The sequence below is a fragment of the Saliniramus sp. genome (assembly GCF_035311605.1).
Lineage (GTDB): Bacteria > Pseudomonadota > Alphaproteobacteria > Rhizobiales > Beijerinckiaceae > Saliniramus.
The window spans coordinates 1-10,617 of record NZ_DATGCW010000048.1 but is presented as its reverse complement, the minus strand read 5'-3'; the positions used below and the strand labels follow the sequence as shown (position 1 = coordinate 10,617).

14 protein-coding genes are annotated in these 10,617 nt (G+C 65.2%); 4 read left to right on the top strand and 10 right to left on the bottom strand.

All coding sequences use genetic code 11. The features are described 5' to 3' along the window. The 3 genes from VKP01_RS02400 to metX all read right to left on the bottom strand — a co-directional run. Nucleotides 1–715 (bottom strand): methylmalonyl-CoA mutase family protein (locus tag VKP01_RS02400; RefSeq protein ID WP_324410038.1); only part of this gene is annotated, 715 nt, incomplete at its 3' end. Nucleotides 716–813: 98 nt separating this feature from the next. Beyond that, nucleotides 814–1,494, bottom strand: coding sequence for a methionine biosynthesis protein MetW (gene metW / locus VKP01_RS02395; RefSeq protein ID WP_324410037.1), 681 nt, complete (start codon nt 1,492–1,494; stop codon nt 814–816). Then, the gene (gene metX, locus VKP01_RS02390) at nt 1,491–2,597 is read right to left on the bottom strand and encodes a homoserine O-acetyltransferase MetX (RefSeq protein WP_324410039.1); all 1,107 of its coding nucleotides are present in this window, start codon (nt 2,595–2,597) and stop codon (nt 1,491–1,493) included. Before metX ends, metW begins: the two co-directional genes overlap by 4 nt. A 274-nt stretch (nt 2,598–2,871) precedes the next feature. On the opposite strand from metX, the gene VKP01_RS02385 reads away from it, so the two are divergent. After that, complete coding sequence (locus VKP01_RS02385; protein WP_324410036.1) at nt 2,872–3,495, top strand: hypothetical protein; 624 nt, start codon at nt 2,872–2,874, stop codon at nt 3,493–3,495. 66 nt (nt 3,496–3,561) lie between these two features. Here the strand turns inward: VKP01_RS02385 and VKP01_RS02380 are convergent, their stop codons facing one another. Next, entirely contained in the window at nt 3,562–3,954 is a 393-nt protein-coding gene (locus VKP01_RS02380; protein ID WP_324410035.1) for a DUF4168 domain-containing protein, read from the bottom strand. Between the two features lie 223 nt (nt 3,955–4,177). On the opposite strand from VKP01_RS02380, the gene VKP01_RS02375 reads away from it, so the two are divergent. After that, entirely contained in the window at nt 4,178–4,783 is a 606-nt protein-coding gene (locus VKP01_RS02375) for a sigma-70 family RNA polymerase sigma factor (RefSeq protein ID WP_324410034.1), read from the top strand. Between the two features lie 27 nt (nt 4,784–4,810). Here VKP01_RS02375 and VKP01_RS02370 read toward each other — a convergent pair whose 3' ends face one another. The 3 genes from VKP01_RS02370 to VKP01_RS02360 all read right to left on the bottom strand — a co-directional run bounded on the left by VKP01_RS02370 (nt 4,811) and on the right by VKP01_RS02360 (nt 7,366). Beyond that, nucleotides 4,811–5,554 (bottom strand): RlmE family RNA methyltransferase, encoded by a 744-nt coding sequence (locus VKP01_RS02370; RefSeq protein WP_324410033.1) that lies wholly within the window; start codon nt 5,552–5,554, stop codon nt 4,811–4,813. Nucleotides 5,555–5,567: 13 nt separating this feature from the next. Beyond that, entirely contained in the window at nt 5,568–6,701 is a 1,134-nt protein-coding gene (locus tag VKP01_RS02365) for a Ppx/GppA phosphatase family protein (RefSeq protein ID WP_414706497.1), read from the bottom strand. A gap of 185 nt (nt 6,702–6,886) precedes the next feature. After that, nucleotides 6,887–7,366 carry a response regulator gene (locus VKP01_RS02360; protein ID WP_324410031.1) on the bottom strand — a complete coding sequence of 160 codons (480 nt, stop codon included), beginning with the start codon at nt 7,364–7,366 and terminating at the stop codon, nt 6,887–6,889. 206 nt (nt 7,367–7,572) lie between these two features. On the opposite strand from VKP01_RS02360, the gene VKP01_RS02355 reads away from it, so the two are divergent. Beyond that, complete coding sequence (locus tag VKP01_RS02355) at nt 7,573–7,917, top strand: c-type cytochrome (protein ID WP_324410030.1); 345 nt, start codon at nt 7,573–7,575, stop codon at nt 7,915–7,917. A gap of 12 nt (nt 7,918–7,929) precedes the next feature. Here the strand turns inward: VKP01_RS02355 and VKP01_RS02350 are convergent, their stop codons facing one another. After that, the gene (locus VKP01_RS02350) at nt 7,930–8,169 is read right to left on the bottom strand and encodes a hypothetical protein (RefSeq protein WP_324410029.1); all 240 of its coding nucleotides are present in this window, start codon (nt 8,167–8,169) and stop codon (nt 7,930–7,932) included. Between the two features lie 133 nt (nt 8,170–8,302). Here VKP01_RS02350 and VKP01_RS02345 point away from each other — a divergent pair, with 133 nt between their 5' ends. Continuing rightward, nucleotides 8,303–8,938 (top strand): phosphatase PAP2 family protein, encoded by a 636-nt coding sequence (locus VKP01_RS02345; protein ID WP_324410028.1) that lies wholly within the window; start codon nt 8,303–8,305, stop codon nt 8,936–8,938. Here VKP01_RS02345 and VKP01_RS02340 read toward each other — a convergent pair. Both VKP01_RS02340 and VKP01_RS02335 read right to left on the bottom strand, forming a co-directional pair. Beyond that, nucleotides 8,930–10,162, bottom strand: coding sequence for an LL-diaminopimelate aminotransferase (locus tag VKP01_RS02340; RefSeq protein WP_324410027.1), 1,233 nt, complete (start codon nt 10,160–10,162; stop codon nt 8,930–8,932). The genes VKP01_RS02345 and VKP01_RS02340 overlap by 9 nt on opposite strands. 152 nt (nt 10,163–10,314) lie before the next feature. Continuing rightward, on the bottom strand, nt 10,315–10,617 hold a 303-nt coding region (locus VKP01_RS02335; protein WP_324410026.1), incomplete at its 5' end, for a hypothetical protein.

Genomic DNA, 10,617 nt, shown 5'->3' with positions numbered 1-10,617 from the left:
GCCAATAGGCGAGTGCCGTGGCGAGAACGGCGGCGAGTTCCTGTGCTTCGCTGCCGCCGGCTTCATGACAGGGCCGCCCATCCGCGAGGAAGATCGTGCCGGCAAATCCTTTATCCGCCAGAGCCACAGCGGTTTCGCCGCAGCGATCTGCGATCATCTCCCAACTGGCCGAGAAACCGCCGTCACAGGCGGCGGCGCCGATCGGGTCGAGGGCGAGATCGGCATCGAGCCGGTCGAGCGACAGCCCGCGCCGGGCGGCCAGGGCGATGAGCGCCGCTGCGGCGTAACGCCCGGAACGTCCCGCATCCAGGCGGATCTGCACGAGATCAAGCAGCACCCCGTCGAGGGCGGCATCGAGATCATCGAGCGTGGCGATGCGCAGGCCGAAACCGCGTGCGGCCCTTGCGCCGTCGAAGACGAGGCTGAGCGCGTCGGCGCCACCTTCCAGATCCGTCAGCGCCTGACGCGCGGCTTCACCGGTATCGGGATGGTCGACGCGCTGGGCCACATGCCAGGGCGCGTGTTCGGCACGTACGGGCTGCGCCTGCGCCAGAGCGGCGGCATAGAGCGGATCGACGCGAATGCCGTCAGCAGTCTGCGAGACGAGGGTTTCCTCGAAATCGCGACCCTTGAGAACCCCCTCGACGAGACGCATCCAGTCTTCACGGGTGATGGCGGGAAAGGCTTCGCCCGGAGGCGTTTGCTGATCGGTCATCGGCTTCCACTAAAAGTGATGCATCGGCAGGCTCTTTTTGCCCGGTTTTGCCGCACTTGGCTACCGCCTCCGCACCCATCCGGATGCGTAAAACACGGCTAGCCTTCACCATCCTGCCCTTCGCCGCGCCGCAGCAGGAACACGCCCTGGCGCCCGATCATGTTCCAGACCCACCAGGGCAAGGGCAGCCGCACCGGGCGGTCGCCGGCATCGAGCGCCACCGCGCGCTCCATCACGGCGCCGACTTCATGGCACAGGACGACGAAATCGCGCATCGTGCAATGGTGAATATTGGGTGTGTCGTACCAGCTGAAAGGCAGTTGCTCGGTGATCGGCATCCGCCCGCGCAGCAGCAATTCGAAACGCACACGCCAATAGCCGAAATTATGGAACGAAACGATGCCGCATTTGCCGATACGCAGCATTTGCTCGAGCACCTCACGCGGGCGCAAGGTCGCCTGGATCGTCTGCGACAGGATCACGTAGTCGAATCCGTCATCGGCATAATCGAAGAGATCAGTGTCGGCGTCGCCCTGGACCACGGCAAGCCCCTTGGCCAGACATTTGTTCACATTCTCGCGGTCGAGCTCGACCCCGCGCGCATCGCAATCGCGCAGATCACGCAAGAGCGCCATAAGCGAACCGTCCCCGCAGCCGACATCGAGCACCCGCGCGCCCGGCTCCACCATTTCCGCGAGCAGCAAGTGGTCGGGACGCGCACCGGCGGCGGCGAGAGAGGCCTTGCGCGTATCGAAATCGTCAGGCGGCAGCGCGTTCATGCCACCCCCCGATCCCGCGCGGCGGCGTCGATGAAGCCCTTGGCGGCAGAAAACATGTCGGGCTCGTCGAGCAGGAATGCATCATGCCCCTTGTCGCTATCGATCTCTACGAAGGAAACCGAAGCCGCAGCCGCGTTCAGCGCCCTCACGATGGCGCGCGAATCCTTCGTCGGAAACAGCCAGTCCGAGGTGAAGCTCATCACGCAGAACCGTGTCGGCGTACCCCGGAAGGCGCGCGCGAGTTTGCCGTCGTACTCGGCTGCGAGGTCGAAATAATCCATCGCACGGGTGACATAGAGATAGGAATTGGCGTCGAAACGCTCGACAAAGGTCGAGCCCTGATAGCGCAGATAGCTCTCGATCTGGAAATCGGCATCGAAGGAGAAGGTCGGCGCGGCCCGGCTTTGCAGCTTGCGACCGAATTTCTGATGCAGCGCTCCTTCGGAGAGATAGGTCACATGCGCCGCCATACGCGCGACGGCAAGCCCCTTGCGTGGTCGGGTGCCGCGTTCGAGATAGCGCCCCGAGGCCCAGCCGGGATCGGCCATCACGGCCTGACGACCAACTTCGTGGAAGGCGATGTTCTGGGCCGAATGGCGCGTCGCGGCCGCAATCGGCATGGCGGAGAACACCCGCCCGGGATAGAGAGCGGACCATTCCAGCACCTGCATGCCACCCATCGAGCCGCCGACCACACAAAGGAGATCGTCGATGCCGAGCTTGTCGAGCAGCATGGCCTGGGAGCGCACCATGTCGCGTATCGTCACCAGCGGAAAATCGACGCCATAGGGCTTGCCCGTCGCCGGATTGACGGAGGCGGGGCCGGTCGTGCCCATGCAGCCACCGAGAACATTGGCGCAGATCACGAAGAAACGGTCGGTATCGATCGCCTTGCCCGGCCCGACGAAGAGCCGCCACCAGCCGGGTTTTTCCGTCACTGGGTGGACGTTGCAGGCATGCTGGTCACCGGTCAGGGCATGGCAGATCAGCACCGCATTCTTGCGATCGGGCGCGAGCGTGCCATAGGTCTGGTAGGCGATTTGCCACGGCGAGAGGCTTGCGCCGCAATCCATCTCGATGGGTTGGTCTTCACCGAAATGCATCACGTGGCTTGACGGGGTATCAACCTGCACGCGTGCCAGCGCAGCAAGGGTCTCGAAATCACCGTCAGGCCCGCCGGATGTGCTTTCGGGAGTCGGTTGGCTTACCGTGTCTGTCATGGCGCTTCTTTTGACCGGATTTCGCGCGTGATGCAACGAATTCGTTCGGATTAACGAACATACCGCAGGGGAACGCATTGCCGCAACGGCCCTTCCGGGCTGTTTCCGCGAAAGAGAAATCGCTTTGCAACGAAAGGTGCGCGCGCATAATCGCCGCATGCCGGCTCACCCGATTCGCCGCCTCCTGTTCGAACATCCGCACCGGCCCGCCGCCGGTTTGCATCGACTCGCCCTCGCCTGCACGCTGATCCTCGCATTGCTGCTCGGTGGATGCACGCCGGGCGGGACGCGGGTCGCCGGCTTCGATTCGCTCGATCTGCGGCGCCTCGCCGAATCCGAGGACGGCGAGGCCTGGCTCGCCCTTCCGATGCGCAAATGGCTGGGCACGCACGAGCATGTCGGCTACCCGGAAGCCGTGATCGCCTGCATTGCGCCCGGCTGCCCCAACCGCCTGGCCGTCGGCGTCTTTCGCCTCGAAGGCGCGACGGCCGAACGCGCCGAGCGCGATCTGCGCAATCCGCAGATGCTCGCACGCGGTCTCGCCACGCAGTACGACGGCGATACGGCGGCGGCGATCGATATCGACATTGCCGCGCACAGGCTGGACGATCTGTCCGGCTTCACGATCAGCATGCGCGCTCCGCAGGCGGATGGCCGAGCGCTCCACGGCGCTGCCGTCGGCCGTCGCGAGGGGGATGAGTTGCGACTGATTCTGGCTGTGGGAGACGATCTGCAGGTCGTGCGTGCGGCGCTCGCCCAGATCCACGCAAAGGCGTTCTGAGCCGGGAACGAAATAGGCCGGCGGGATGATCCGCCGGCCCGTCAGGCCTTCAGCGATCGCCGCGGCTTACTGGCCGGAGGCTTCCGCGATAAAGGTATTGATCTGCTGCATCATCTCCGGATCGGCCTGCGCGGCTTCAGCGATGGCATTGTAGCTGCCGACGTCGATGCCGGGCACTGCTTCCACGGCAGCGACCATCTCGTCATTTGCGGCCTGGGCGATTTCCTGCTGCTGCTCCTGCGATTCGGCCGCTTCCATCTGCGGCCGATAGGTCTGGCTGATCTCCTGGATTTCCAGCGTCGCCACGGCGAAGGAGCGCAGGGTTTCTTCATCCACGTTCGGTGCCTGAGCGGTCTGGGCAGCGGCGGGCGTGCTGACGCTGGTCCCGGTCAGGGAGGCGGCACCGAAAGCCATACCCAGAGCGGTAATGGCGGCGAGCGTGGTACGAGCGAAGTTCATGTCGTATACCCTTTTTCAGTTTCCGATCGATCGGCACGCCATGCCCGCACAAGCCGTTACTCTTGCCTGCGCGGCATGACGCGTTACCCTCCCGGACAGTGTCGCGGGGTGAATCGTTCCCGGCAGCGCGAAAAAGTTTTGGAAGCGTCACTTTTTTGTCGCTTCCAGGCTTTCCCTAGTGACGAATGAAGTGAGAGCTTCGCAGGAGGCGATAGCGGGATTCATGCAGGATAGACGCAGCCGAGACATCGCAGACGGGCAAGAGCAGAACCGGTCGCATGATCCGCAAGGCGACGATCCCGTCAGGATGAACCCGGCGCAGCGGCGCCGCCTGGCGCACCGCATCGCCGCCGAAATGCCCGGGATGCAGCGTTATGCCCGCCGGCTGGAACGTAATCCCGACGAGGCCGAGGATCTCTTGCAGGATGCGCTCGAACGTGCCTTGCGCAAATCCGATGGCTGGCGCGGCGGCAGCCTCGCAGCCTGGCTGCGGCGGATCACCTTCACGGTATTCGCCAATCGCCGCGCCCGCCCGCGACGCGAGGAGGCCGATATCCTGATCGATGGCGCGCTGGAAACCGCTTCACCCCCGCGCCAGGAGGAGCGCGTCGCCTGCCGCGACATCGCCGATGCGATCGATGATCTGCCCCGGGAGCAGCGGCTCGCCGTCGGTCTGGCGATGCGGCCCGAGAGTTCTTACGAGGACAATGCGCAGGCTGCCGGCATGCCGGTCGGCACCTTTCGCTCCCGTCTCTCCCGCGCACGCGGAAAACTGCGCGAGACGCTGACGGCGCCTCACAGCCGTGCCGCAGACTGGCATATCACCTGATCCGGGTTCGCTCGCAACGCACAGCGCTCAGCCGCCATCGCCCCGTTCCGCCGCGACCCGGTCCTCACCGCGATAGCCAATCGCGATGACGAAGAGTTCGGCGGAATCAGCGCGGCTCGATGGCGGCTTGAAATGGCGCACATTGGCGAAATCGCGCTTGAGATCAGTCAGCAGTGCCCCCTCCGTGCCGCCGCGCAGCACCTTGGCGATATAGGTGCCGCCCTGCGCCAGGACCGAGCGGGCGAATTCCGCGCCGGTTTCGGCAAGCCCCATGATGCGCAGATGGTCGGTCTTCTTGTGACCGGTGGCGTTGGCGGCCATGTCCGACATCACGACATCCGCCGGGCCGCCCAGCAGCGCGACGAGGCGCGCGGGGGCGTCGTCATCAAGGAAATCCATCTCGATGAATTCGGCGCCAGGCATCGGCTCGATCGGGAGGAGATCGATGCCGACGATCTTGCCACGCGCCTTTTCGTTCTCGGCGCCGCTTTCATCGACGATCCCGATCTTGCGCGCCGCCACCTGCGACCAGCCACCCGGCGCCGCGCCCAGATCGACGATGCGCTGGCCGGGTTTGAGGAACCTGAACTTCTCGTCGAGTTCCAGCAGCTTGAAGGCCGCGCGCGAGCGCCAGCCTTCGCGCTTGGCGCGCAGGACATAGGGATCGTTGAGCTGGCGCTGCAGCCAGCGCTGCTGCGAGGGCGTGCGACCGCGCGCCTTCTTCAGCTTCACCTTGAGCGCGCGCGGGGGATGACTGCTGTTTTGTGACACGATTTTTCTCGCCTCAGGCGCGACCGGGATCGGGGATGGCCGGACCCGGCGCCGGTGAACCATTGCGCGATCGGCCCCTGCGGCGCCCGCGACGGCGTTTCCAGACCCCGTCCTCGCGCATCAGATTCATCAGGATACCCTCGCGCAGACCGCGATCGGCGATGCGCAGACGGGGCGCGGGAAAGGCACGGCGGATGCCTTCCAGAATGGCGCAGCCCGCGAGCACCAGGTCGGCCCGCTCGCGCCCGACACAGGGGCTCGCCGCCCGTGCCTCGTAATCGAGCCCGACGAGTTCGTCGAGCACCGTATCCACCTCCGTCGCCGCCATCCAGAGCCCGTCGACCTGACGGCGATCGTAGCGCGGCAGGCGCAGATAGATGCCGCCGACCGTGGTGACGGTGCCCGAGGTGCCGAGCAGATGGAAGTCCGGTGCCGCCGTAGCCGCCCCCGCAGCAAGCGCGAAGGGGGTGAGCATCTGCGAGACTTCCTCGACCATGCGCTCGAATTTCTCCGGCCCGACCTCCACGCCGCCATGGCGTTCCGCCAGGGTGATCACACCCACGGGCAGTGAATCCCAGGCGCGGATGCGCTTGCAGGGATCGGCGAGCGGTGAGCGAGCCTGACCATCGAGCCAGGCGATTTCGGTCGAGCCGCCGCCGATATCGAAGACGATTACCGAATGCGCCTCGGGATCGGCCAGCGAGGCGCATCCCGTCACCGCAAGAAAGGCCTCGGTGCGCCGGTCGACGATCTCGAGTTCCATGCCGGTCTCGTCATGTACCCGCTCGATGAAATGGTCGGCATTGCGCGCCATGCGACAGGCTTCCGTCGCGATCAGCCGGGCGCGGTGGACGCCGCGCGCATGCATCTTGTCGCGGCAGATCAGCAGCGCTTCGATGGTCCGGTCGATGGCATTATCATTGAGCGTGATGGCGCTGGCGAGCCCCTCACCGAGGCGCACGATGCGCGAGAAGGCGTCAATCACGCGGAAGCCGGCACGGGCTGGTTCGGCGATGAGCAGGCGGCAATTGTTCGTGCCGAGATCAAGCGCCGCATAGGCTGCGCCCGATCGCCTGTTTCGGCGATGCGCCCGATGCTCCTGCGTGTTTTGCCCCGTCGACTTCGCAGCCGCACTGTCGAAGTTCAGAGTTCCTTCCGCCTTTGCACCTGCGCCGAATGCACCAGTGTCCACCGCCAAGGTTTTATCCTCGCGAACTCCACACCCGTGTTGGGGGAGCTCTCCAACTTGGTTTTAATGGTAACAGTGCAGCCGGCGAAATGCCAAGAACAATAAATCGCGAGTCGGCCTCCGGGTTCCGCACGCGGTCGCGATCAGGCAGCAACCTTCTGCGGCAGGGCGTCGGTGGAGCGCGCCACCGGACGCAGCAGGCCCTTGACCTGAATGTACGGGCGCGGGCGGTTGATCACCTCGTCGAGGCGCGACCACAGGACCTTGGGCGAGAACGGTTTGGCGATGATCTCGTTGACGCCCAGCGACATGGCCCGATCGACGACATAGCGCCGCGGCTTGCCCATCATCACGATGATCGGGATGCTCGGCGCCGGCGAGGTGGTTGGGGTGCGCGTCAGGCGGATGAATTCCTCTCCCGAGAGAATGGCGAGATCCCAGTCGAGGATGACGAGATCGGGCTTGCTCTCCGAGAGCACACCGAGCGCCTCGGCGCCGTCGGGAGCCTCGAGCACGCGCTTGATGCCGACACGTGTCAGCATGTCGCGCAGGATGCGGCGGATGTAGAGGCTCTCATCGACGACGAGCGCGGCGAGATCGGGGAAGGTCGGTGTGGCGATCATGCCGGGTCACACACCCTTGTCTACGCAAAACATACCGCACGATACGGCTTCGACTTTGCCAGATGGTAAAGACGAACGGATAAACTTAGCCCGCCATCCGGCATGAACCCGGTTAGCGGTTTGCAGGCCGTTGTGTCGCCGCTAGGCTGGCTGATGATTCGCCGGTTGCATGCCGGTTCACGTCACGATCTCAAAGGGGGTGTGCCATGCAGGTTCATGACGAAGGCCGCAAAGCCCGGATGTTGCAGGCGCTCTACGGCACGCTCGCCGGGTCCGCCCTGCTCGTCACCGCCAGCATGCCGGCCATGGCCGATGCCCTGCAGGGCGAAGTCATCGCCGAACGCTGGTGCGCCTCCTGTCATCTGGTCGGGCCGGGACAGGATGTCGCGAGCGATCAGGTGGCGAGCTTCATTCAGATCGCGCAGCGCGACGATCTCACGGCGGAAAATCTGGCCGATTTCCTGCGTTCACCGCACCCGCCGATGCCGGATCTGCAACTTACGCACAACGAGATCCGTGCGCTGATCGCCTATATCGAAACGCTGGAATGAGCCGGAACCAGTTCAACCGGGAAAGCGGCAGAAGCAATCCGGATGCGCACGCGTCCCGGCCTTGAACGCATCTCGATCAGGCTTTGAAGCGCAATCCTGTGCAGAACCTTGCGGAACACCCTGCGCGAGCCGACGCGCCGCAGCGCGCATGTCATGCGCCGCGCGCGGGGCGTGGCGGGCCGGACCGAGTGCGGCGCGCAACACGGCCTGATCCGTTTCGGTGATTTCGGGCGTTTGAACCAGTAGCGGCATGTCGTCCTCGATCCACCTGCGTTAACCATTCCCCCGACGCAATAACGAATCTCGATTTCGGCGGTTCCAAGGCGCCTGAAACAATCAGTAACATAGTGTGAGGCCACGCCTCGCGACATCGTGGTGAAACCGGATGCGACCCAGTCTGCCTGCCCTCGCCCTGTTCCTGCTGCTGGCTGCGGCGCTCTCCCTGCCGGGTCTTCGGCCGTGGCTGCTGGCATTCGACCAGTTCCTGCCGGTATTGCTGCGCAACGCGCAGGGTTTGCCGCGCGGACCCGACTGGTTCAACGAGATGGCGAGGGATGTCTCGGCTCTGGGCAGCATGACGGTGCTGATCGGCGCCGGCCTGCTCGTCATCACTGCCCATTGGCTGCGCGGCGCCGGGGCTCAGGCCTTGCGCGTCGGCATCGTGCTTTTCGGCGCCATCGCCCTCAACACGGTGCTGAAAGCCCTGATCGCGCGCCCGCGACCGGATCTGTTCGAACCCGCGACGCAGGTTTTCACCAACAGCTTCCCGAGCGCGCATGCGATGATTTCCGCAACGCTCGTCACGATCATTGCGCGGGATCTGATGGCGGCGCAGGACAAGATCGCGCCGACGCGTTTCATCGCCGGGAGCGCTGCGCTTCTCGTCGTGCTGATCGGCCTGAGCCGGATCCATCTCGGCGTGCATTGGCCCAGCGACGTCCTGGCCGGCTGGGCGCTCGGCTTCGCCTGGGCACGACTCGCGGGCGAGGCCTGTCGGCGCGCGCTGCCCGGGTCAGGCTGAAGCAGCCCCCGTCGGCGCCGCTTGCGGGGCGATGTTGTCGAGCGCCTTGTCGCGATCATCGAAGAAGCGGCGGATGTTGCGCGCAGCCTGGCGGATGCGCTGCTCGTTCTCGACCAGAGCGATGCGCACATGGTCATCGCCATGCTCGCCGAAACCGATCCCCGGCGCCACCGCGACGCCGGCCTTCTCGACCAGCAGCTTGGCGAATTCCAGGCTTCCCAGATGCCGGAAACGCTCCGGGATCGGCGTCCAGCAGAACATCGACGCGCTCGGGCGCGTCACCGGCCAGCCCGCCTTGGCGAAGGATTCGACGAGCGCGTCGCGGCGCTTGCGGTAGATGGCGCGCATGTCCTCGATATAGTCGTCGGGCCCGTTCAAGGCCGCCGCCGCCGCCACCTGCACGGGCGTGAAGGCGCCGTAATCGAGATAGGATTTCACCCGCGCCAGTGCCGCGAGCAGGCGCTCGTTGCCCACCGCGAAGCCCATCCGCCAGCCAGCCATGGAATAGGTCTTCGAAAGCGAGGTGAATTCCGCAGCGATATCCATCGCGCCGGGCACCTGCAGCACTGATGGCGGGGGGTTGTCGTCAAAATAGACCTCGGCATAGGCGAGGTCGGAGAGCAGGATCAGTTCGTGCTTCTTGGCGAAAGCGACGAGGTCACGGTAGAAATCGAGTGAGGCGGTGCAGGCCGTGGGATTGGCCGGGTAGCAGACGACCAGCGCGATCGGCTTGGGCACGCTCAGCCGCATGGCGCGCTCAATCGCATGGAAGAATTCGGGCGACGGCTCCGCAGGCACGTTGCGCACCACGCCACCAGCCATCAGGAAGCCGAAATTGTGCAAGGGGTAGCTCGGATTGGGCACGAGCACGACGTCGCCCGGTGCCGTGATGGCTTGTGCCATATTGGCGAAGCCTTCCTTCGAACCGAGCGTGGTGACCACCTGCGTCTCCGGATCGAGCTTCACGCCGAAGCGGCGGGCGTAATAGCCAGCCTGGGCCTTGCGCAGACCGGGAATGCCCTTGGAGGCAGAATAGCGATCGGTACGCGGTTTGCCGGCAGTCTCGGCCAGCTTGGCCACGACATGCGCCGGTGCGGCGAGATCGGGATTGCCCATGCCCAGATCGATGATGTCGACGCCCTCGGCCCGCGCCTTGGCCTTGATCTTGTTGACCGGCTCGAAGACGTAGGGCGGCAGGCGTTGCGTGCGGTAGAAGTCGTTCATGATCGCGTATCCGTTCGGGGCGCATCCGGGCGAAAGCCGATTCGCGCATGGGCAGATCGGCACCGCCTCCATAGCATCTCGCCGACCCGGTTGCATCGGCGATTTCCGCCTGCCCGCCGATTACGGCGAGAGCACGGCTTTCAGGCGGGAAATCAGGGACGCGCGGGGTCGATTGCAGGATCGAAATCGGGTAGCGGCTCAACGACGACGGGCTCGGGATCAGGCAGCAGGGTCATGCGCCGGGTCTGCGCGGCGCGCGCGGCCTGGCGCTCCTGCAGGCGGCGAAGATCGTCCTCCATCTCGACGAGTTCTTCTTCGCTCCGCGGCTCATTCGCCGCGCGGTCGATCGAACGGATCGGAGCAAAGGCGAATTCACCCGGACGGGTGCCGGCAATGAATTCGGGCGCCTCGCGCTCCGCCTCGCCGACCCCGGTTGCCACGAAGACATCACGAAC